General features: G+C 68.6%; 23 protein-coding genes. 21 read left to right on the top strand and 2 right to left on the bottom strand.

Annotation, left to right across the window (positions count from 1 at the left end; translation table 11 throughout):
- The 21 genes from AOK11_RS23665 to AOK11_RS23560 form a co-directional block, all read left to right on the top strand.
- The coding region (locus tag AOK11_RS23665; RefSeq protein WP_055595749.1) for a GTP-binding protein at positions 1-516 on the top strand (516 nt) is incomplete at its 5' end.
- Entirely contained in the window at positions 513-1,691 is a 1,179-nt protein-coding gene (locus AOK11_RS23660; protein WP_055595748.1) for a cytochrome P450, read from the top strand. The genes AOK11_RS23665 and AOK11_RS23660, both read left to right, overlap by 4 nt.
- Positions 1,692-1,704: 13 nt before the next feature.
- The gene (locus AOK11_RS23655; RefSeq protein ID WP_055595747.1) at positions 1,705-2,937 is read left to right on the top strand and encodes a cytochrome P450 family protein; all 1,233 of its coding nucleotides are present in this window, start codon (positions 1,705-1,707) and stop codon (positions 2,935-2,937) included.
- A 184-nt stretch (positions 2,938-3,121) separates the two neighbouring features.
- Positions 3,122-3,565 carry a DUF6082 family protein gene (locus AOK11_RS23650; RefSeq protein WP_055595746.1) on the top strand — a complete coding sequence of 148 codons (444 nt, stop codon included), beginning with the start codon at positions 3,122-3,124 and terminating at the stop codon, positions 3,563-3,565.
- 247 nt (positions 3,566-3,812) lie between these two features.
- Positions 3,813-4,508, top strand: coding sequence for an HAD family hydrolase (locus AOK11_RS23645; protein WP_055595745.1), 696 nt, complete (start codon positions 3,813-3,815; stop codon positions 4,506-4,508).
- Entirely contained in the window at positions 4,505-6,358 is a 1,854-nt protein-coding gene (locus AOK11_RS23640) for a hypothetical protein (RefSeq protein WP_055595744.1), read from the top strand. Before AOK11_RS23645 ends, AOK11_RS23640 begins: the two co-directional genes overlap by 4 nt.
- Entirely contained in the window at positions 6,355-7,311 is a 957-nt protein-coding gene (locus AOK11_RS23635; protein WP_055595743.1) for a thymidylate synthase, read from the top strand. Before AOK11_RS23640 ends, AOK11_RS23635 begins: the two co-directional genes overlap by 4 nt.
- 8 nt (positions 7,312-7,319) lie before the next feature.
- A complete protein-coding gene (locus tag AOK11_RS23630) occupies positions 7,320-9,035 on the top strand; it encodes a carbamoyltransferase family protein (RefSeq protein WP_055595742.1) in 1,716 nt (571 codons plus the stop codon).
- Positions 9,032-10,084: a glycosyltransferase family protein gene (locus AOK11_RS23625; protein ID WP_240497464.1), complete on the top strand. Its 1,053-nt coding sequence runs from the start codon at positions 9,032-9,034 to the stop codon at positions 10,082-10,084. The genes AOK11_RS23630 and AOK11_RS23625 overlap by 4 nt, the downstream gene beginning before the upstream one ends.
- 96 nt (positions 10,085-10,180) lie before the next feature.
- The gene (locus AOK11_RS23620) at positions 10,181-10,693 is read left to right on the top strand and encodes a P-loop NTPase family protein (RefSeq protein ID WP_055595740.1); all 513 of its coding nucleotides are present in this window, start codon (positions 10,181-10,183) and stop codon (positions 10,691-10,693) included.
- A 31-nt stretch (positions 10,694-10,724) separates the two neighbouring features.
- Positions 10,725-11,570 carry a class I SAM-dependent methyltransferase gene (locus AOK11_RS23615; protein ID WP_055595739.1) on the top strand — a complete coding sequence of 282 codons (846 nt, stop codon included), beginning with the start codon at positions 10,725-10,727 and terminating at the stop codon, positions 11,568-11,570.
- Positions 11,567-12,328 (top strand): phosphotransferase, encoded by a 762-nt coding sequence (locus AOK11_RS23610; protein WP_055595738.1) that lies wholly within the window; start codon positions 11,567-11,569, stop codon positions 12,326-12,328. The genes AOK11_RS23615 and AOK11_RS23610 overlap by 4 nt, the downstream gene beginning before the upstream one ends.
- Complete coding sequence (locus tag AOK11_RS23605; RefSeq protein WP_055595737.1) at positions 12,325-12,981, top strand: histidine phosphatase family protein; 657 nt, start codon at positions 12,325-12,327, stop codon at positions 12,979-12,981. Before AOK11_RS23610 ends, AOK11_RS23605 begins: the two co-directional genes overlap by 4 nt.
- Positions 12,982-12,986: 5 nt before the next feature.
- Positions 12,987-13,814 carry an aminoglycoside phosphotransferase family protein gene (locus tag AOK11_RS23600; protein WP_240497465.1) on the top strand — a complete coding sequence of 276 codons (828 nt, stop codon included), beginning with the start codon at positions 12,987-12,989 and terminating at the stop codon, positions 13,812-13,814.
- A gap of 77 nt (positions 13,815-13,891) precedes the next feature.
- Positions 13,892-14,842 carry an NAD-dependent epimerase/dehydratase family protein gene (locus AOK11_RS23595; RefSeq protein ID WP_055595735.1) on the top strand — a complete coding sequence of 317 codons (951 nt, stop codon included), beginning with the start codon at positions 13,892-13,894 and terminating at the stop codon, positions 14,840-14,842.
- 31 nt (positions 14,843-14,873) lie between these two features.
- Positions 14,874-15,995: an adenosylhomocysteinase gene (locus AOK11_RS23590; protein ID WP_055595734.1), complete on the top strand. Its 1,122-nt coding sequence runs from the start codon at positions 14,874-14,876 to the stop codon at positions 15,993-15,995.
- Positions 15,996-16,000: 5 nt separating this feature from the next.
- The gene (locus tag AOK11_RS23585; protein WP_206188912.1) at positions 16,001-16,552 is read left to right on the top strand and encodes an NUDIX hydrolase; all 552 of its coding nucleotides are present in this window, start codon (positions 16,001-16,003) and stop codon (positions 16,550-16,552) included.
- 34 nt (positions 16,553-16,586) lie between these two features.
- Positions 16,587-17,357 carry a 3-deoxy-manno-octulosonate cytidylyltransferase gene (locus AOK11_RS23580; RefSeq protein ID WP_055595732.1) on the top strand — a complete coding sequence of 257 codons (771 nt, stop codon included), beginning with the start codon at positions 16,587-16,589 and terminating at the stop codon, positions 17,355-17,357.
- Positions 17,358-17,641: 284 nt separating this feature from the next.
- The gene (locus tag AOK11_RS23575; protein WP_055595731.1) at positions 17,642-19,504 is read left to right on the top strand and encodes an ATP-binding cassette domain-containing protein; all 1,863 of its coding nucleotides are present in this window, start codon (positions 17,642-17,644) and stop codon (positions 19,502-19,504) included.
- A gap of 568 nt (positions 19,505-20,072) precedes the next feature.
- Positions 20,073-21,437 (top strand): hypothetical protein, encoded by a 1,365-nt coding sequence (locus AOK11_RS23565; protein WP_055595729.1) that lies wholly within the window; start codon positions 20,073-20,075, stop codon positions 21,435-21,437.
- Between the two features lie 32 nt (positions 21,438-21,469).
- Entirely contained in the window at positions 21,470-21,631 is a 162-nt protein-coding gene (locus tag AOK11_RS23560) for a hypothetical protein (protein WP_240497462.1), read from the top strand.
- 317 nt (positions 21,632-21,948) lie between these two features.
- Here AOK11_RS23560 and AOK11_RS23555 read toward each other — a convergent pair whose 3' ends face one another.
- A complete protein-coding gene (locus AOK11_RS23555) occupies positions 21,949-22,572 on the bottom strand; it encodes a hypothetical protein (RefSeq protein WP_055595727.1) in 624 nt (207 codons plus the stop codon).
- A partial coding sequence (locus tag AOK11_RS23550) for a DUF6545 domain-containing protein (protein ID WP_055595726.1) occupies positions 22,569-22,816 on the bottom strand: 248 nt, incomplete at its 5' end. The genes AOK11_RS23550 and AOK11_RS23555, both read right to left, overlap by 4 nt.

Below are 22,816 nucleotides of genomic sequence, written 5' to 3'. Positions count from 1 at the left end.
GGCAAGACCACCTTCGTCGGCAGCGTCTCCGAGGTGCCCCCGGTGCACATGGAGGGGACCATCACCCGGGCGAGCGCCCTGGTCGACGACCTGGCCCGCACGCCGGCCAAGTCCACCACCACCGTCGGCGTGGACTTCGGGCGCAAGCATCTCGGCGACGACCTCGTGCTCTACCTGTTCGGCACCCCGGGTCAGGCCCGGTTCAGTTTCCTGTGGCAGGAGTTGATCGTCGGTGCCCTCGGCGCTCTGGTCCTCGTCGACCCGCGCGACCTGGACGCCTCCCACGAAATTCTCGGCCTTCTGGAAGAGAACGGCGTCCCGTACTCGGTCGCGGTCAACCAGTTCGACGGCGCCCCCTGCCACCCGCTCGAAGAGGTCCACGAGGCCCTCGCGCTGGAGGGCCACACACCGCTGACCGTGTGCGACGCCCGCGAGCGAGCGTCCTGCATGCAGGCCCTGATCCAGCTCACCGAATACCTCGCCCGTCTCGCGCACCGTCTGGAGCCCCGACCGTGAGCACCGCGACCCACCGCATCCCTCTGTACGAAACGGCCTTCGCCCAGAACCCGCACGCCGCCTATCGGCGCATGCGCGAGCAGTGCGGCCCCCTGGTTCCCGTGGACCTGGCCCCCGGCGTGCCCGCCACGCTGGTCGTCGGGTACGAGGAGGCCCGCCGCATCCTCGGCGACCCGCAGCGCTTCCCCGCCGACCCGCGCCGGTGGCAGACGTCCGTCCCCGACACCTGCCCCATCCGGCCGATGATGGAATGGCGCCCCAACGCCCTGCGCTCGGCCGGCGCCGAGCACGCCCGCTACCGGGCCGCGAACACCACCGCCCTCGGGGCCGTCGACCAGCACGCGCTGCGCGACCACGTCGAACTGGTCGCCGAGCAGACCATCAAAGCCTTCAAGGCCGCAGGCAGGGCCGATCTGCTGTCGCAGTACTCCTGGCCCCTGGCGTTCCAGACGCTCAGCCACCTGCTCGGCTGCCCCGACGAGGTCGGCCACCGGATCGCCGACGGGATGACGAAGATCTTCGATGGGGTCAACGCCTCCATCGGCAACCAGATCCTCGTCCAGGCCGTCGCGGACCTCGTCGCCCTGCGCCGCCGGCACCCCGGCGACGACGTGACCAGCAGACTCCTCACCCATGTTGCCCGGCTCGACGACACGGAGATGGGACAGCAGCTCATCACCCTCTACGGGGCCGGCATCGAACCGCTGACCAACCTGATCACGAACACCCTCCTGGAGATGCTCACCAACCCCGAGTTCTCCGGGGACCTGCACGCCGGCGACGCCTCGGTCCGCGAAGCCCTGGACAGCGTCCTCTACCGCGACCCCCCGCTCGCGAACTTCGCGATGACCTACCCGCCCCGGCCGGCCGATATCGGCGGATTCCTGCTGCCGGCCGACCAGCCGGTGGTCATCAGCTACGCGGCCTGCAACAACGATCCCGCCCTGGGACCACACCGGCCGCTGGGCAACCGGGCTCATCTCGCCTGGGGCGCCGGCCCGCACAGCTGCCCGGCCAGCTCGCACGCCTACCTCATCGCCGAAGGCGCCATCCTCCACATCCTCGACGCGCTGCCCGAGATGGACCTCGACGGCCACCGCGACGACCTCATCTGGCGCCCCGGCCCCTTCCACCGCTCCCTGGCCGCTCTGCCCGTCACCTTTCCCACCAGCTGAAAGTGACCCCGCCGTGCCCGAACAGCAGATACTCGTCCTCGACCCCACCGCCACCGATCCGGACACCGAACACCAGGCCCTGCGCGAGCGCGGCCCGGCGACCCTGGTGGACATCCTCGGCGTGCGCGCCTGGTCCGTCTCCGACCCGGCCCTCCTCAAGCAGCTGTTGACCAGTAAGGACGTCTCCAAGGACGGCCGCGCCCACTGGCCGACCTTCGCCCAGACCGTACCCACCTGGCCGCTGGCCCTGTGGGTCGCGGTGCAGAACATGTTCACCGCCTACGGCGCCAACCACAGCCGCCTTCGCCGCATGGTCGCCCCCGCCCTCTCGGCCCGCCGCACCGCCGCCCTCCAGCCGGACATCGAGGCCCTCGTGACCGGCATCCTCGACGACCTCGACATGCTCCCGGCCGGTGAGACGGTCGACCTGCGTGAGCACCTGGCCTACCCGCTGCCGATCGCGGTCATCGGCAAGCTCATGGGCGTCCCCGCCGACCGGCGCACCGAGTTCCGCACCGTGGTGGACAACGTGTTCGCCACCCACCTCACCGCCAAGGAGCAGGCTGGGAACACCGCCGCCCTCTACGGTCTGCTGGACGCCCTGATCGAGACCAAGCGCAGTGAGCCCGGCGAGGACATGACCTCACGGCTGATCGCCACCCGCGACGACGAGGGCGACGGTTCCGCCTTCAGCCACGCCGAGCTGCGCGACACGCTCCTGCTGATGATCAGCGCCGGGTACGAGACCACCGTCAACGTCATCGACCAGGCCATCACCACCCTGCTGACCGACCCGGAGCAGCTCGGCCACCTCCGCGCCAGCCGTGCCCACTGGAGCGACCTCGTCGAGGAGACCCTGCGGCACGAACCCGCCGTCAAACACCTGCCCCTGCGCTACGCCCTCACCGACCTCCCCCTGCCCGACGGACAGACCATCGCCGCAGGCGAGGCGATCCTCGCCTCCTACGCCGCCGCCAACCGCCATCCCCACTGGCACGGCGAGTCCGCCGACCGCTTCGACCTCACCCGGCCCACGAAGGACCACCTGGCCTTCGGCCACGGCGTGCACTTCTGCCTCGGCGCCCCACTCGCCCGCCTCGAAGTCGCCACCGCCCTGCAGCAGCTGTTCGACCGGTTCCCCGACATCCGCCTCACCGTCCCCGCGACCGAACTGAAGCCGCTTCCTTCGCTGATCAGCAACGGACACCAGGCCCTGCCCGTACACCTGCGCCCGTACGCCCGCTGATCACCACTTCAGTCTGGAAGACCGTCGTGGCCACCGCCCCGACCACACCGCTCTGCCGGATCCGACCCACCGTTTGGGTCCTGACACCTCGTTCAGAGGCTGCTCCGTTCTGACGGACGAACTGGCGAGGAACGGGTGTACCCCCTCATCGGCCACGGCAGTCCGCTGGAACGAAAGGAAACTGATGAAGACCTTCCATGCCATCCTCGTCGCCTCCGCAGTGGGGGCCATAGGGATCTGGTTCGCCGAACGCCGGCACCGTCAGCGGCTCACGATGGACGCGGCGGAGATCCATCAGCGTTTACTCTCCGATATCGCAACGAACCCGGAGCAACAGGCTCTCTGGGCGCCCGACGGTATGTCCGCCGAAGAGTACGCGCAGCTGGTCCACTCCAACCGCGTGATCAGCTTCCTGTCGGCGAAGTACCGCGTGGGACTGCTCGACAAGGTCGCTCTGCGCGTGCAGGCCCGCGCAGTGATGCAGCGCACCGGATGCCGGGCGTACTGGGCCCGCTTCGGCGCCTTCCGCAAGGAGGAGGCGGCGGACCGCGTTGACCGGTCGTTCAACGCGGTGTTCGACGACGAGTACACCGCTGCTGCCGATGACGCGGAGTCCATCGCCGCCTAGAACCGGAGTCTCCTCCTTTCCACCGTGAGCACCTCCGTGCCCGTTCAGGGGAAGGTCCGAGCCCCAGCCCGGAGGAGACGGTGTTGTGCGCGCTCCAGCCGCGCTCCATCCCGGAGTTGCGGGCGGCCCATTCAACTGCCCGCACCCTCTCACCGCATCTGTGTCCACGGATGAAGGTCACCCGTGCTGCAGGCCGTCCGCCGCCTCTCAGTCCCCCAAAAAATGACCACTCTCAGGAGATTTCGCCGTGTCATCGGACACAATTCGACCGGTCTCGCCCCAGATCCGCGCGACCCCTCGCGCCTTACTTCTCGACCTCGACGGTGTGCTGCTTGACACCCGTCCCGTCATGAAGGAGGCGTGGAAACAGGTCCAGAAGGCTCACAGTCTCGATATCCCGTTTACCGTGTACGAACGCCAGTTGGGGCGTGAGTTCAGCGACATCATGCAGCGGCTCGAGGTCATCGACATCGACGCAGCCCGCCAGACGTATGAGACCGCGTCCGTGGCCGCAGCGCATCTGGCACACGAGTTCCACGGCGTCGTGGAAGTGCTCCACGCTTTCGTAGCCGCCGACTGGCGGCTGGGGGTCGTGACGTCCAAGCACCTCGACCGCGCCGCTCCGCTCCTCTCACGGCTCGGATGCCCCTTTGCCGCTGTTCGTACCCCGGCCGGAGTGGGCCGGGCGAAGCCGGCACCGGACCCGATACTCCTGGCGCTGGTCGACCTCGGGGTCGATCCAGCAGCAGCTGTGTATGTCGGGGACATGGCGGTCGACCAGGAAGCGGCAGCACGTGCTGGTGTCTCGTACGTGCACGCCTGCTGGGGGTACGGGCAGCCCACCGCACCCGCTCCGAAGGTCGCCGAGTCACCGCAGGCTCTGCTCCGGCTTCTTCACCACGCGCGCCCGTCCGAGCCCTACGTCCAGGGGAGCTTGGTGTGAACACCTTCCCCGGCGACAACCTGAGCCTGGCTCGCATCGACGACGAGGGCCAGCCGGTGTGGGCGCTCGTAGGCTCCAGCCGCGTCGATCGCATGCAGAACATGCGGATCAGAACGGCGGAGCTGGAGGCCCTGCCGATCGACGGTCAGGAACTCGTCACTCTTGTCGAAGATGTCATGTCTGCACTGGAGAAGTACAACGCTCGCCCGCGCACGCCCGGGTGTGCCGACTGGCTCCATGTGCAGCATGTGCCTGCCCGCCGCTTTGTTTCGCAGGTCCTGCGCAAGCTATTGGCCTTAAGCGCATGGGAGCCGTTCGCGGCGGCACCCGGTCCCGTCGACGTGGCGCCGCACGAAGGGCTCGTGGGAATACGTTCGAGCAGTTCACGGGAGTACCGGGCCTACACGGTCACCTGGTCGGGTATCGCCTACCTGCTCGGAGCCGCCGTGCCGCACAACCCGTCACACACAGCCCAGTTGCGCACCCTGCTTCCAGCCGACGTGGCGACCACGGAGCCGAGCCTGTTCCCCCCGGAGTTGCCGCAGAGCGGCGTCGTGGCACTGTCGTGGTCCTCCCGCCACGTCGCGACCCTGCTGCCGGTTCTCACGGAGCTGGCACGCGAGGGGCACGTCAGCGTACTCGTCGACCTCGCGACCGAGCCGGAGCAGCGGTGCCCGCCCGACAGGAACGAGCGCATACGTCTGTGCCCGGCTCCAGCCGGGCTTCTCCACCTCTCGGGCACAGTGGACGAGCTGCAGCTGCCCGATAACGGGCACGTTGTCGAGATCGGGGAGCACACCGTTCGGCTGGCTCGTCTTGTCCGGCTGTTGTCCGTGCTGTTGGAGACCAGCGCCGGGTGTACCCAGCCGTCCTGGCGCTCCACGGTCCGGACCGAGGCATGGCTTGACGGGGTCCTTGCCACGGTCCGGCCGCACACTGTTCTGGTCAGCAACGACACGAGCCCTCTCGGAGCGCTGGCCGTTCACGCGGCGGAGCGACACGGCATGAACACGGTGCACGTCCAGCACGGAGCGTGGACCGAGGAGTCGGCCGCATGGCCCACCCTCCACAGCCGCCACCTCGTCGTCATGGGCGAACGCGACGTCCCGCTCGCACGAGCTTGGGCGCGTCACCCGGAGGCTGAGGTCCACGTTCTGGGTCAGCCCCGCTTCGACGCTCTGGGCAGCCTCTACCATGAGGTCCAGCGACGGTATTTGGAGAAGCTGCTGGCTTCTGGGACGCGACACAGTCCCGCGCGCATCGCCGTCTGGGCGTGCCAGCCGTTCCGACCCGATCGGCTCCACAAGCAGGCCGGTCTCCTCTTGGGCGGTCTGCGCATGGCCGGCGGCAGCTGGGGGCTGGTCATCGCTCCGCATCCCGCGCAGAGCGACAGCATCTTCGCTCCCCTTCTCCAGGGTGCGGGGAGTCTGCCCGTGGTGGTGGCCGATCCGCGGGTCGGTGCACGCGGCTGCCTGGCCGGCGCCGATGCGGTGGTGAGCGCCTATTCGACGTGCGGCATCGAAGCAGCGCTGCTGGGCGTGCCGGTCCTCGAAATCGGCTCGCCGGGCGAGCGCACGCTCGACCTCGCCGGCCACGGCCTCGCGCAGCGGTGCAGCAGTGCACACGAGGTCGCCACAGCCCTCGCCACGCTGCACGACCGGCCCCGGCCCCGACCTCCGGTGCAGGCGGTGGATGAGGTGTGCCGGTGGCGCGGCGACAGCGCCGCCCGGGTCGCCCGCCTCATCTCCCATCGGGCCGAGAACCATGACGCGCCCTTCCACCACAACCACCACGATGCCCACGGCACGGACTCCGTGCCGGCGCAGGGCGAAGGAGCTCCTACACGATGACGCACCTGACCGCCGACAGCATGGCCGAGCTGTTCTCCGGCGCCGTCACGCTGGCCAAGTCCGGCGAGAGAGTCAGCCCCCGTGGCATGGCCACCCGGGAAGTCCGGGACGTCCACATGCTGCTCACCCGGCCACGGGCCCGCCTGCTCTACGCACCCCCCGCCAGGATCCTGAATCCGGCCTTCGCCGTGGCTGAGACTGTCTGGCACCTGTCCGGCTCGGACGCTGCGTGGATCTTCGACTACAACGCGCGGCTGCGACAGTACGCCGACGACGGCGTACTGCGCGGGGCGTACGGACCGAGGATGCGGAACTGGGCCGGCAAGGTGGACCAGTTGGGCCGTGTCGTGGAGATCCTGAAGGAGGATCCCGACTCCCGGCGGGCCCTGATCCAGCTCTACGACCCGGCCCAGGACGCCGCCGGGCACAAGAACGTGCCCTGCACCCTCGGCTTCCGCTTCCACCTGCGCGCCGGCCGCCTGCACATGGCGACCACGATGCGCGGTCAGGACGTGTGGATCGGCATGCCGTACGACGTGTTCTTCTACACCGTCCTGCACGAGCTGGTCGCCGGATGGCTCGACGCGGAGCTGGGCGAGTTCCACCTGCACGTGGGGTCGCTGCACATGTACGAGAACCACCTCGCTCAGGTCGACCAGCTGACCTCGCTCGCGGCGAGTCCGGTCATGCCCGACCTGACCACGCCGTGGAGGGGCTTCGACGGCCTGCTCGATCAGGTCGCAGCCCGCGGCGTGACCGGCCACCCCGGCTGGGACGCGATGGCCTGGACACTGCGCAGCTACCGGCTGTGGAAGGACGGCCGGCGAGAGCAAGCGTGGCGTGTGGCGGACGGGATCGACGGGCCCCTCGGTCAGGCCCTCACCGCCTGGTACGGCGAGCTGCACCGACGCGCCGGCAGTTCTGCCGCGCCCGCGACGGCCGGGGCGAGGTGACGGCCGCCATGAAGCGCACCCCCTCGGTCATCCTCGGCCTGTGCTCCTACACCCACGACTCGTCGGCAGCCCTGCTGGTGGAGGGTGAGCTGATCGGCTTCGTCGAGGAGGAACGCCTCTCCGGGCAGAAGCACACGAGGGACTACCCGACCCGCGCGGTCGAGTGGCTGCTCGGCCGGGCCGAGCTCACCGCCGCCGACGTGGATGCCGTCGCCTACAACTTCCAGCCCGCCCGCTACTTCACGGAGTCGCCCGCTGCCCTGCGCTTGGCGCTCTCCACGGCGACCCGCGACCGGGCCCTCGCAAGAGCCTGCGGGTTTGCCAAGGTGGCCGTGCGCACCCAGCGGCGCACTCGCCTCATCGGTCGGCAGTTCCCTGCCGCCCGTGTCGCGCCCATCCTGCATCACCGTGCCCACCAGCTGACAGCCTTCGCTGCCTCAGGCTGGAACGAGGCCGCCGTGCTCGTGGTCGACAGCCTCGGCGAGCGGCAGACCACCACCATCGCCCGCGGCCACGACCCACGCCGCCCCCGCACCCACACTCTGGAGTCGATCAACGATCCCGCCTCCCTGGGGTATGTGTACGGCGCTGTCACGGAGCACCTGGGCTGGCGCCGGGGCGACGAGGAGGGCACCGTGATGGCGCTGGCCGCCCTCGGCGACCCAGCCCGGTTCCGTCGCCTGTTCGCCCGGGCCGTCCGCACGACGGCGACGGGCTTCGTCATCGACCCCGTCTATTTCCCCCCGCGTGCGCTGGCCTCGGGTTACCCGCGAACATCCCTGCGCTTCGTCGCCGAGACCTGCCCCGAGCGGGACCCGAGCGAGCCGCTGACGGATGTCCACCAGGACTTGGCAGCTGCCCTTCAGGAGCGCACTGAGCTGGTGATGGTGCACCTGGCCCGCCGGGCTCGGATGCTCACCGGTTCCCGTCGTCTGTGCGTAGGGGGCGGTGTCGCCACGAACTGCGTGAGCATCGGCCGGATCATCGAGGCCGGCGTCTTCGACGAGGTCTTCGTACCGCCTGCTCCCGGCGACGCCGGCACCGCGATCGGCGCCGCTCTCGCCGTGCACGCCGACAGCCGCGGCCGACCCGTGGCCTGCGTCGCCCGCTCCTGCTATCTCGGCCCGTCCTATGAGGGCCAGCCCCTCGACCTCACGCCCTGGCCCAGCCTTCACCAGAAGAGCCTGGGCATCGAGACCGCAGAGTTCCTCGCCGACCAGCTGGCCCACGGCATGATCGTCGGTCTCTTCCAGGGCCCTGTCGAGGCCGGCCCGCGCGCGCTGGGCAATCGCTCGATCCTTGCCTCCCCCCTGGAGCCCGGCGTCGTCGAGCGGCTGAACGCCACCGTGAAGTACCGCGAGCCGTTCCGCCCCTTCGCGCCCATGGTCCTGGCCGAGCGAGCCTCGGAGTTCTTCACCCTCGGCCAGCAGGCGCCGTACATGTCCATGGCCTCCGGCGTGACGGACAAGGCGCGCGAGCACGTCCCGGCCATCGTGCACGCCAATGGCACCTCGCGGCTCCAGACCGTCACCAAGGCGCAGAACCCGTTCATACACGCGGTGTTGACCGCCTTCGCTCGCCGGACCGGCGTGCCCGTGCTGATCAACACCTCCCTCAACGTCAAGGGCAAGCCGATCTGCGGAACACCGGAGATGGCCCTGGACTGCCTGGCCGACTCCGGGCTCGACGCCCTGCTCCTCGAAGGGCGGTGGATCACCAAGTGAAGATCGGATACAGCTTCTGGGGCTTCCTCGGCAACGGGATCACCGACACCCCGGACGGAGGTCGCAGCCACCGCCGCCCCTTCGTCGACGCGCTCCTCGACCGCGGGCACGACATCGTCTTCCTGCAGGCCAACCGCGACCGGCACGAAGCCGGAGACGACCTCGGCGGCGCCTACACCTTCGACAGCGGCTGCCCTGAGATCGACGTCCTGTTCCTGGAGTGGCGCTGGGCGATCACCGGCCGCAACACGACCGTGTGCGGGATCGAAGGGCACACCTGCGACCTGCACCGCCAGGCCCAGCTTCTCAGCCGGTACACCGCGCGCCGCCGGACGCCCACCGTGATCTGGGACAAGGACCGCACCCTGTGCGCCGAGAGCGTGTGGCGCCGCACAGCACACACCGCCGTGTGCGAGGCCGCTCTCGAACCGACACCGGGCGCCCACCGCCTGCTCTTCCCCGTCGCCGACCGCCTCCTCGCCCAGGCAAACCCCCTCGCGCTCGCCGCACGACCCCGGGATGTCGTGCTCGGCTACGTCGGCAACCAGTACGACCGCGACGAGTCCTTCGACCGCTTCTTCGCCCCGGCCGCCGCCCGCTTCGAGCACTTGGTCGCCGGCAAGTGGACGAAGACCGACCGCTGGCCGCACGTCCGCTTCCTCGGCCGGATCCCGTTCGAAGCCGCCGCCGGCATCTACGGCCGGTCCCTGGCCACCGTTCTCATGCTGCCTGAGCGGTACGCCACCGTCGGACAGATGACGCAGCGCGTCTTCGAGGCGGTACTCGCCGGGTGCGTGCCCCTGGCCCCGGCGGACATCCGCTACGTCGACCGGTTCGTGCCCAACGAGCTGATCGTGCGCTCCGGCCAAGATGTGGTCGAACGGCTCTCCCACCTCCGCCTAATCGCGGGCACCCAGCAGCACGCGGACCTGATCGCCGCCTGTGTGGACCGCTTGAATCTGTTCCGTCTGAGCAAGCAGGTCGACACCCTGGAGACCGTGCTGCACGGACTCGTCCACCCGGCCGCCGCCGAGCAGGGGGCCGTCTGATGCAGACGACTCCACAGACTGTGACGCCTGGATCATCCGAACGTGTCCCGGCCGCCGGTCCCGCCGGACACTCGAGCATCCCTACGCTGGAGCACTATGAAGAAGGTCGCCATCGTCGGCTGCGGAGGCAGCGGCAAATCACATCTGGCCCGCGAACTGGGCAGGATCCTCGACGCCCCGGTGACGCACTTGGACGCCGCGTTCTACGACGACGAGTGGAACTCGCTGCCCATGGACAAGTTCGTCGACCTGCAGTGCGAGCTTGTCTCGCAGCCGCGGTGGGTGATCGACGGCAATTACAATTCGACGCTGCAGATCCGGCTCGAAGCCTGCGACACGGTGATTCTGATGGACGTGTCGACCACGGCCGCGCTCTACGGGATCTTCTCCCGGCAGATCCGGCACGGGGCCGGGCACAAGGGCAACGGGGTGCACAACCGCATCCACTGGGGCGTGATCAAGTACGTCGCGACGTACCGCCGCAAGATGCGTCCCCGTGTGATGGCCAAGATCGAGGAGTTCGCCGCGGGCCGAGCCGACGTGGTCCTGCTGGCCAACCGGCGGCAGATGCGCCGCTGGCTGCGGAAGGTCGCCGCCGAGCAGTCCTGAGTGCCTCGCGCCCCCCGAAGGAGGGCGCGGCATGAGCGACCTCAACCCGTTCCTGGATCCCGCCCGACAGCAGGAGCTGTACGGGCATGCCTCGCGGCTGGCCGGGCGGACCGGTGCCCTGATGCGGGCGAAGACATCCGGCCGCCCCGTGCCCGAGACGATCGTCAGCCTGGTGCAAGCCCACCATGTGCAGCCGGATCGTCTGAGCCTGGTACTCGACATCGGCTGCGGTCGCGGCACGAGCAGTCTGGTCATCAGCCGACAGCTCCGGCCACGGCGCGTCGTCGGCTTGGATGCCTCCCTCTCCCTGCTCACGCAGGCCCGCGGACGCGCTCAGAAGCTGCCCCGTACTCCGGTGGACTTCCTTGAGGGGGACTTCCACGAACTCCCCCTGCTCGCCAAGTCGTGCGATGTCGCTGTAGCCGCGTTCTGTCTGTATCACTCGCCACGGCCACAGGAGGTCATCGCGCAGATCGCCCGGGTTCTCGCTCCTGGTGGTCTGGCCGTGCTCGTCACGAAGGGACTCGACAGCTACCGCGAGATGGACCAGCTGGTCGCTTCCTCCGGCCTCGACGCACGGGCTGACAGGCACGAGAGCCTCTACGCCGCCGCGCACAGCGGCAACCTCACAGACCTGGCCACCTCCTCTCTCGACGTGGTCACCGTCCAGGACGAGGAGCACACCTTCGCCTTCGACGGCCACGACCACCTGGCGCAATACCTGGCCACCAACCCGAAATACGACCTGCCGCCCGGCCTGTACGGCAATCCCGGAGCACTGGCTGCAACCCTGCACGAGTTCCTCCCGGACCAGCCGCTCACCACGCGGTCCCTCATCACCTTCGTCGTCGCCCGGCCGAAGGGAGGGCCGGCATGACCCGTCTTCCGTTCACCAAGCACTACGAGACGCCGGAACGCACCGCTGCGGCTGTCCGCCACTACAGGTGGATCGCCCAACACGCGAAGCCGCTACGGCAGCCGGGCCTCAGCGTCATCGGTCCCCTCAGCCTGACGTTCGAGCGGGTCGAGGGCCGCCCGGCCGGTCCGGAGGACCTGCCCCGCCTGGCCGCACTGTTGGGCGACGCACACGGAACTGCCTGGGTCAGCAACCTGGCCCTCGCCTCGTTGCGCACCCCTCACCGTTTCCAGGACGGAACGGTGTTCGAGGACTACCTACGTCCCCGTCAAGTGGCTCTTCGGCGGCGGCTGGAACAAGGACACCTGCCCAACAAGGCTGGCCTGCGGGCGATGTTGGAGGTACTGGAAAAGAGCACAGAGGGGCCTTCCTCCTTCTACAAGGACAGCAATCCGAGGAACTTCATCGTCACCGATGCCGACGACATCATCACGGTCGACACCGACGATCTCACCCTCGCTCCGATGGGGTACGACCTCGCGAAACTGATCGCAGCTCTCCTGCTGACACACGGGGTCCTGCCCCGCGATGCGATCGACACCGCCCTGGCGGCCTACAACGAGGCCGTCCAGAGCCACGACGCCCGGCTCGGCACCACGGACCGCGAACGCCTCGACGACTTCCTGGTCCTGCACGCCGTCCTCACCGCCCCCTACATAGGCCGGAACGGCTACCGCTACAGCTGGCCCGCCCACCTCCGTTCCCGAGGAATCTCGTGATCACAACTGAACTCGTCTTCGTGCGGCACGGCCAGGCCCAGTGCAATGCCGACGGTCTCGTCGGAGGCCCCCGCACCTGCACCGGGCTGACCGGCCTCGGGTACGCCCAGGTCGAGCAGGCGGCACACCGCCTGGCTGCCGAGCACCTGAAGCAGCCCTTCGACGTCGTCTACACCGGCCCGCGCATCCGCCTGATCCAGACCGGCGAGATCATCAGCCAGGCTCTCCACATACCCGTGTACACCGATGACCGCCTCGACGGCCCCGTCCACGGCGACGCCGACGGAAAGCCCTGGTCCACGGTGAAGACCACCGCCGACGGCGGCCCGCACGCCCACCCGGACACCCCGTGGGCCACCGGCTCCGACACGTGGAACGGCTACCTCGAACGTGCCAGCCGTCTCCTGAGCGAACTCATCGACCAGCACAAGGGGCAACGCGTCGTGTTCGCCTCCCACGGCGAGACCGTGATCACCGCCCACACCCTGCTCCTGGGCATCCCCATCGGCTCCCCCTCGGGCTTCACGGTCAACCACGCCTCCATCACCCGCTGGCAGCACCAACGCAACCGGCTGAACCAGACCCGCTGGATGCTGGACCGACACAACGACACCGGGCACCTCGCCCTCCTCGCACCGGAGGCGTCCACGTGATCACGATGTCGGACGATCCCCGGATCCGGCTGGCGCACGACGTCCTCGGAGCAGTCCAGACCGTGGGGGACCCGCGGCTCCCGCCCCGGGTCATACGCGTGACCGACGTGGACGGGCGCCAGTTCTTCGCCAAGCAGCACGACGAACGCGACCGGTACGCGCGCGAACTCCACGCCTACCGATCGTGGGGCACCCACCTGGACGGCCATGCTCCCCGGCTGGTCGGCCGACACGATGCCACCTGCACCCTTCTGCTGACCGCGCTGCCGGGCGAGCGGGCGGACACCGTGGCACCGGGCTCGCCCAAGGAGGAGCTGGCACATCATGAGGCCGGCCGTGTCCTCGGCAAGCTCCACTGTGCCACTTCGATGCCCCGAGGCGGCGCGATCGGCGCAGCGCTGGCCGAGCGCCTCCAGGGCTGGATCGAGCGTGCCGTTCAGGCCGGCCTGATCACCGCGACCGAGCGGAAGCGCCTGAGCCATCACGCGGACACCCTGAAAACCAGCCGCATGGACAGCGCGGTCTGCCACCTCGACTACCAGCCGCGCAACTGGCTGCTCGGCGACACCTTAGGCATCTGCGACTTCGAACACATGCGACGCGACGCCCGCATCCGCGACTTCGCTCGGCTCGAGTTCCGACGCTGGCAAGCCGCACCTCACCTCAGAACCGCCTTCCACGCCGGATACGGACGCCCCATGAACGGCACCGAACAGCGCCTCCTGGAGTCCTTCGGCGCCATTGAGGCGACCACCGCCCTGGTCAAGGGCCACACAGAGAACGACCTCGCCCTGAGCACGCACGGCCGAACCGTCCTGTCCCGGCTCACCTGACCTCCGCCCACACTCCCTCTGGAGATCCCGTGCCACAGCACGCATCGCATCCGACCACCGCTGTCCCACGAAGGGCAGTGGTGACCGGATCCGCCGGCTTCATCGGCTCCCACCTCGCCCACGCCCTCGTGCAAGGCGGCACCACCGTCGTCGGCGTCGACCGCCGCGACCCGGCAACCGACCCCACGGCCGCCGCCAACCTCGTCACCCTGCTCGGTCTGCCGGGGTACGTGCACGTCACCGCTGACCTTCTCAGCTGTGCCATCGACCCCCTACTGATCGACGCAGACGCGATCTTCCATCTCGCCGGCATCCCCGGCGTGCGCCCCTCGTGGGGGCCGCAGTTCGGCGACTACCTCGCCTCCAACGTCCTGGCCGCCCACCGGGTGCTGGAAGCCTGCACCCACATCGGCGTCCCGCGGGTGATCGTCGCCTCGTCCTCCAGCGTCTACGGGCCCACCGCCGGCGGAGCAAGCATCGAGACCGACCGCCCTCAGCCGGCCTCCCCGTACGCGGTCACCAAGCTGGCCGAGGAACAACTCTGCCTCGCCTACGCCGCGCGCCCCGGCAGTCCCAGCGTCGTCGCTCTGCGGTACTTCACCGTCTACGGTCCCCGACAGCGCTCCGACATGTTCACCCACCGTGCTCTGCAGGCAGCCCTGACCGGCCAGCCACTGCGCCTGTACGGAGACGGCCACCAGCGCCGGGACTTCACATTCATCGACGACGCGGTCGCCGCCACCGTCGCCGCAGCAGCTGCGCCGGCGGCGCACGGTCCGATCAACGTGGGAGGCGGAGCGACCGCCTCCCTGCTGGAAGTGATCAACATCGCCAACAGTCTCGTCGGCCGCGACATCCAGCTCGACCACGACCACGCACGCAGCGGTGACGTCCTCACCACCCGGGCCGACCCCGGCCGCGCCCGCGAGGTCCTCGGCTGGCAGCCCCGGGTCGACCTCCACAACGGTCTGCGCGCCCACATGCAGGCTCTGGCCGCCCAGGCCCCGACGTACGGCCGAGCCGCGTAATCCAGCTGACCAAAGCCCAAAAGGAGGAGTCATGGAGAGTCCCGAACGAGCTCGGCTGGACGCGTTCTTCCGACAGATTACGACGCAGTTCCCCGCCGGCGACGCGATCACCACGCTGGTCATCACGCACCTGCTCGCCGAGCGGCCTGCGTTCCTACGCGCCATGGCCACGACGTCCACGGTCGGCGCTGTGCTGCCGAAGCCCAAGTCGATCCATCAGCCCACCCTCGACGAGGTCCGCCGCACCTTCACAGTCCACGACCTGACCCGGGAGCTGTTCGCCGACACCACCCAGGCACTGGACTACCTGGAGGACACAGCCGGTGGTCGGGACGTCGTCTTGGTGGACATCGGTGGCTACTTCGCAACAATTCTCGACACCCTCGTGGGGAAATTCTCCGGCCGCGTCCTCGGCGTCGTCGAGGACACCGAGAACGGACACCAGCGGTACGCGGCGCTCGACGCCCTGCCGTGCCCGGTCGTCTCCGTGGCCCGCTCCCCGCTCAAGGACTGCGAGGACCACCTCGTGGGCCGGTCGATCGTGTTCTCCACCGAGGCCCTCGTGCGCGCCCGTGGAGACATCCTGACCAGCCGCAACGCCTGCGTCATCGGTTTCGGCAAGGTCGGCCGCGCCATCGCCCAGACTCTGCGCGCCCAAGACCTGCGCGTCACCGTGTATGACAGCGATCCGGTCAAGAGGGTGCTGGCGCACTCCCAGGGCTTCTGCACGAGCGCCACCACCACGGAGGCCGTGCGCGACGCGGAACTTGTCCTGTGCGCCACCGGCAATCTCGCCCTGCGGCACAGCGACTTCGCCGCCCTGCGCAACGGCGCGTACCTCGGCTCGGTGACCTCTTCCGAGGACGAACTCGAACTCGGGAGCCTTCACGACCTCTATCAGCGCACTCCCGTCAGCGCGCAGCTGACGCGATACGAGATCACCGGCCACTACTTCTACGTGCTCGCTGACGGCGGCGCCGTCAACTTCGTGCACGGCGCCGCCGTCGGCACGTACATCCACCTCGTCCAGGCCGAGATACTCGCCGCCACAGCAGCGCTCAGCCACTCCCGCTTCCAGCCCGGACTGCACGACATGCCCACGGCCGATCGCGACACCATCGCCAGAACCTGGCTCGACCACTTCGAAAGGTAACCCCCGTGCCGCCCTCCACCGATCACATCCGCTCCGTCACCGAGGCGTACCTCTCCCGTCATCCAAGCGAACGCGGCGCCCTCGCACAGCTGTTCGCCTCACTCGCCGGCACGGACGATCCCACGAGCCGCAAGACATTCCCCGCCCACGTGACCTGCAGTGCCATCGTCATCGACAGCGACTGGCGTGTCCTGCACATCCAGCACAAGGCTTCGGGCAAACTCCTCGCGCCCGGTGGTCACACCGAAGCGGGCGACCGGGACCTGCTCGGAGCAGCGTTGCGTGAGTTGCACGAGGAGACCGGAATCCCGCCCGGCGCCGTGGTTCCTCTTTCGGGCTTCGAGGACGTTCCCCTCGACATCGACGTGCACGCCATCGACGCGAACCCCTCCAAGGACGAGCCAGCACACCACCACGTGGACTTCCGTTGGATCTTCCGGCTCTGTACAAAGCAGGCGGTGACGCTCCAGGAGGAGGAGGTCGACGGCTACGAATGGCGGCCCTTCGCGCAGGCCGCTTCTCCCACCGTCCGCTCCAAGCTCGCACTCCTGACCTGACCGCACGCGCCTGCTCGACCTCCCGGAGGATGCCGTGGCCGCCACCACAGCCGCAACGTCCGATACCGCACCGCGCCGGCACATAGCCGTCATCCCCTGCCGCTGGGGTGCTTCGCGCTTCCCCGGCAAACCCCTGGCCCGACTCGGGGACAAACCACTGCTCTGGCACGTCCACCAGCGCTGCCTGGAGGCCCGACGTCTCGACGGGGCCGTCGTGGCGACAGACGACGAACGCATCGAAACAGCGTGCTACCAGCTGGGCATCGAGTGCATACGAACCGGAGACCACCTCACCGGGACGGACCGCGTCGCAGAGGTCGCCGAGCGCCTGCCCGCCGAGGCGTACATCAACGTCCAGGGCGACGAGCCGTTCATCTCCCCCGTGGCCATCGACTCCGTCTCCGTGGCCCTGGAGCACCTGCCCGCAAGCACGCTCGCCGTGAACGCATACACCGAACTGGCAGACGTCACCGCCGTCCTGGACCACAACGTGGTCAAGGTCGTCATCACGACCGAGGGCAACGCCCTGATGTTCTCGCGCCAGCCCATCCCCTACCCGAGAGGGGACCGCCCGAAGTACCTGCGCCAGTTGGGCCTTTACGGATTCACCGGCCCGGCTCTCAAACGCTTCCGGCAGCTTCGACAGGGGCCCCTGGAGCGCACGGAGTGCGTGGAGATGCTGCGCTTCGTCGAACACGGCTATGCCGTACGGATGCTCCCTGTTACGGACAGCGGAGTAGCAGTCGACACACCCGAGGACCTCGCTCGGGCCGACATCCTTCTGGCCCGGCACGCAGGAACATGACCACGCGATACGCCCACGACACCGAAGGGTGTTCCGGCCTCCTCGCTCACGAGGCGAACCCATCCGCCACACGCGTATCGGCCGCGGCGATTCGGCCAACATGCTCAAACACCCAACCCAGCAACCCCATGGGACGGACCGCCGCCGGCCCCGGAGTCGCCGCGTCCTGTCGGGACTCTACTGCGGCCGAAACACGCGTGTTCGATGGCGCTGCCTTTCTCGTTGACCCCCATGCCGCAGCCTTCGTCCGACCCACCACACAGGGAGACGCGCAGTTGACTGCAATGTCCAGTCCCGTGCCGCCACCGCCTCCCGCAGAGATCACGTACTCCGGGCAGTACTCCGTCAACCCGCTGGGCGAAGCAGGCTTCCGTAGCCTGTGTGCCCAACTCCCGGCCGTCCTGGCCCGCATCACGGCCATGGCCTGGAAGATCGACCGCCGTGCCGTACTCCTCCTGCTCGGATGCCAGCTGGCGACAGGAGTCGCAGCCGCCGTGCTTCTGGCTGCCACGGCCAAGGCCATGGCCCCGATTCTGGGTACCGGCGCCGTATCGGACCGCCTGCGCGACGCGCTCCCCGCCCTGGTCGTCGTCGCCTGCGCAAGTGCCACCACCCGGACCTCCGTGGCCGTTGCCCGCTACGCCGAGCGCCGCATCACCCCGCGGCTCACCACCGCCATGGACACCGCCCTCGTCGAGGCCGTCTGCCGGGTCGAAGCCGCGGCCTACGCGATGGACGGCTTCTCCGACCGCCAAGAAGCCGCGGAAATGGGTGTGACGCGCACGCACGTCATGGTCATGGACGCCCAGCGCTTCATGTCCGCCCTGATCAGAATGGTCACCGCCGGTGCCGTCGTCACCGTGCTCAACCCCCTGATGCTGCCTCTGCTCCTTCTGGCCGTCGCTCCCGCCGGCATCGGAGCGATCCTCACCGCGAGAGTCGACTACGAAATCCACTACGCCAACATCGCGGACCGCAACGTCCGCGGCATGACCCGCTGGTGGGCGACCACGCCGAAGTACGGCGACGAGGTCCGCGCCAACGGCATGACCGGCTACCTCCTCTACTGGTACCGGGCCCTGTCCGAGCGGGTCGACAAGCGCACCCTCGCCGCGGCCCCACGGACCCTGCGGATCGCGCTCCTCTCCTCCCTCGCCGGAAGCATCTTCCTCGCCGCCACCTGGGGGATGCTCGCCTGGCTGGCCGTCACCGGGCGGATCGCACCGGCCATCGCCGCCACCGCGGTCGTCGCGGTGCAGACCACTCTGGCCGCGCTGTCCCAGCTCGTCATGGAAGGTGCCGCCGTCTTCCACACCAGCCTCTACCTCGGCGACATGCAGACGTTCTTCGACAACGCCGCCGAACGAGCCCCGAAACGAGGAAGTTCTGCCATCCACGCGCCGGTGGCGGAGATCCGGCTGGACGAGGTCACCTATCAGTACCCCGGCAAGGACAAGCCCGCCGTCGACGGCATCTCCCTGACGCTGCGACGCGGTGAAATCCTCGCCGTCGTCGGCGTCAACGGCTCAGGAAAAAGCACCCTCACCCGCCTGATCACCGGCATCTACCTCGCCGACAAGGGCCAGGTCAGCTGGAACGGCACCGACATCGCCCGCGCCGATCCGGCCACCGTCTGGAACTGCACCGGCCTGGTGTCGCAGATCTTCGCCCAGTGGCCCCTGCGCGCCCGGGAGAACGTGACCCTCGGCCAGCCCCGGAGCCACGACGACCACCAGGTGTGGGACGCCGTCGAGGCCGTCGGCATGCGCGAGTCCATCGAGGACCTCCCCGCTGGCCTCGACACCCTCCTCGCCCGTGAGATCTTCGGCGGCACCGAACTCTCCGGCGGTCAGTGGCAGCGCCTCGCCTGCTCCCGGGCCCTGTACCGCCGCCCGCCCCTGCTGATCCTGGACGAACCCACCTCGCAGATGGACCCCCACGGCGAGCACGGCATCTTCGAGAAGATCAAAGCGGTTTCCGGCGACAGGATCACCATCGTCGTCACACATCGGCTGGAGAACACCAGGATCGCCGACCACATCATCGTCATGGAGCAGGGCCGCATCACCGAACACGGCACCTACGGCGACCTCGTCCACGCCGACGGCACGTTCGCCGACCTCCTACGACTGTCCCAGGACCGCTGAGAGGCTCCGCCCGCCCTCTAGAATCCGCGACTTCGCTGACAATGAAGGCACTTGTTTGACAGCGGATTGGCAAATCCGCTGTCTCGTTGACAACGGCTACGTTCAGTAGTGGCCCCACTGGGTCCCTTTCAATCTCCTGGCCGCGTGCGCTGCCCTTCCTCCGCACGGTTCCCGGACATCCCAGGCCACCCCAGCATCGCGGCCGCGGTGCGGGACTTCTCCAGCAGCCGTGAGAGCAGCCTCCACAACCGGGGCTGCAAGATCGAAGAGGCAGCGAGTTTCCCGATCATCGACCGCAGCGCAGGCCCCCTCAAACCCACCTCGCGCGGACGCGAGTTACTCAAGGAGGCCACCGAGATCCTGCGGATCGCCGAGGCAATCACTCCAAGCAAAACGACGCCTTCACTGTTAGGGGCCACCGTTAATCTTGGAGGTGGGACACCGAGGCCCGCGAAGCCAGCACAGGCAGCAGTGACGCAGATCACATCAAGTCGATGAAGATTTTTTGCCGGAACGGCCTGCTCCCGCCACCAGGAAGTAGAAGCACTTCCGATTCAAGGAGGGCCGAGTGGCCACGTTGTTTCCCCTTCTGAAGACCGTCCCCACCTCCCCCAGTCTGGGAAAGGTGCTGGCCGGCATGTCACCAGCGCTCAAGTTCGCCGCTGTGGGGTCTGCGCTCGCGTCCATGGGCGCCGCGAACACCGTCGGCGGGCAGCTCGCTGAGACGGTCGGCAAGCAGCTGGCTGGTCGCCCGCCGGCGGCCAGTATCGCCTCCACCACGCTGGAGAAGCTGTCCCTCAGCGATACGCCCGCCACCCGGCTCGTCAAGACCGGCGTGATGGGCAGCGGCCTCGTCTCGCTCGGTCTGAAGCTGCCCGAGTACAACCCGTTCGGCAACACGATCGACTCAATCGGGTTCGCGAAGCTGGCCGGCAGTCGCCTCGCCGACTCCTCACCAGTGTTCGGTATCCCCTCCCCGCTGAAGGAGCTGTCTCTGTTCGACACGGGCCTCGCCCGGCTGAGCACGCAGTTCACCGCTCTGGACACCCTCGCCGGGGCAATGAGCAACTTCGCCCACCGGTCCCCGGTCTCGATCCTCGGCTCCTCCGCGCTGGGCAAGCTGTCGCTGCTCGACACGCCCGCCGCCCGGCTGGCCTCAATGGGAGTCATGGGCAACGGCCTGGCCTCGCTCCGCCTAAGCATGCCCGAGTTGAACCCGTTCGGCGACGTGATGGCTTCAGCCTGGAACCGGGTCTTCGACATGCCTGGCTTGACGGGTGTGGGCCTGCTGCGAGGGCTCCCGGACGGGTTGCTTCAACCACTGCGATCCATCACCCGGCTACTCGAGAGTCTTGGAGCGCCGATCGTCTGGCTGGCAAGGGCTGCTCTGGATGCCTACTTGCACGACGATCACGATCCGATGCGCGAGTTCCTCTACACACACCTTCGCCTCCGGCCCCCCACAGAGGACCACGCCCAAGCCCTGGCCATGGCGCTGATCCTCCGGGAGTGGGAGAACCAGGTCGACATCCAGGACGCCGACGCGGTCCGCGCCGTTCTGCGGAAGTGCGCCCAGGAAGGCAACGACCTTGACGGCGACCACCAGGTCATGGGCCACAAGATCGGCCACATGGAGGAGGGGATCGACCTGCTCTCTCCCCAGCCGGGGCCAGAGGCCCTGGCCATCGCCACGGCGGTTCCCTGGGCCGAGCACTTCGACAACCGGCACGTCCGCTACGCGACCGGACGGCTAAAGGACACCGAGCAGCAAGTGGCGCGCGTCTGGGCCGAGAACGCCCCGATCAACTGGCGCCAGGCGCCCCCGCTCGTAGGTCAGGACGTCGCCATGGGCGAGCGGGTGCGGCGCAAGCTCCTGCGGCTGGGCGACGACATCGCCGCGCGGGCCAAGGCTCAGATCCCGAGGGCGAACTGATGGCCAGGAACGACAGGTCCCAGGAGCCGCTGTTGAGCCTGCGCTCCGCAGTGGTGTTCCTGATCAGTCTGCAGGCCGCAGCGGCGGCAGGGTTCTTCACCTATGCCTCCGGCAACCCGCTGGCCACTGCCGCGCTCGCCGGCGGAGCCGCCTTCGGCGCCACGGTCGCCTTTGCGCGCTCGGTGATCGGCTGACCTGTCCGAAGAGTCAAGCAGCGACCTCTGGCAAGCCAAGCCATGAGAAGCAGGCCCTGGGGTGCCCTCGTGGAGGGCACCCCAGGGGTCCGGCCCGATCCGCCACGGAGAGCACCCACTCACCCAACCTCCCTGGTGTTACCGAGAGTCACTGCAAGCTACACCCTTCACGAACGAGATCGCTCACACCAGACCGACACACGCAGTGCTCACCAAGCTCGGATTTCAGCGTTCAGTTTCAATGGCCTGGAAGTTCTCCCCGTAGTCACCGCAGGACGCGCTGCTCACGAAGTTGCGGACCCTGCACGCCCGGGCTGCTACCGCAGCAGCGTGAACGTCAGGGCAGCGGTGGAGCCCAACGCGGTGCCGCAGACGAGCTGAGCCAGGGTGTGCGCCTTCAGGACGCGACGGGACCACCCCATGGCCACGACGAAGAGGACCGCGGGAAGGACCAGCGCCTGGCCGAAGACCAGGACGAGGATCATCACAGCGCCGCCGGCAACGGCATTGTGCACGGATATCTGCCACCACACCGTCACCGCCAGCGCGCTGGCCAGGCCGACGAGCATGGCGATGACGAGCGCGAAGACCTCCCGCGGCGCGCCCAAAATGTTCAGGAGAACGATGCCGGTCACCACGGAGGCCAGGGTGGCGATGAGGGGGGCGATGCGCTGCTTGCGTACGCGGATGTGCTTGTCGGTGAGTTTCCCGCGACGGACGCCGAAGTGGATGATCCCCATGGGGACGATGCCGCAGAACAAGGCCGCGAACAGGCCCCATCCGACTCCGCTGAAACTGCTTGTGCTGTGCCAGCCGATCAGCAGGAGCAGCGCGATGACCAGGTTGGCCGGTGCGAAGACGTCGGTGAGGACCTTCGCCGCTTTCACGCGCGGGGTGGCTTCGGCATAGGTGGGGGTGGGGGGCGCGACGAAGGTACTCATGCCGTTGGCTCCATCAGGCGGTCTTCGGAGTCCGTGAAGTCTCGGACGAGGTCGGAGTGGTAGGCGTCGGACAACTGGGTGAGCGCGGAGATCTCACTGTGCAGGTCCCGCCCGCCGCCCGCGGGGCGGTGCTCGACGCTGGAACCGGGCGCTGTGCCCCGGAGCTTGGCGTGGCGTGCGGTCGCGAGCCAGCAGGCTTCGGCGGCGATTGCGGCCTGGGTTCCGAAGAGGCCGTGGGCTTCGG

Origin of the sequence: Streptomyces hirsutus, from assembly GCF_001418415.1 — a bacterium.
GTDB classification, from domain to species: domain Bacteria; phylum Actinomycetota; class Actinomycetes; order Streptomycetales; family Streptomycetaceae; genus Streptomyces; species Streptomyces hirsutus.
Note: the sequence above shows the minus strand (reverse complement) of the source record. Positions and strands in the feature narration are given on the sequence as shown.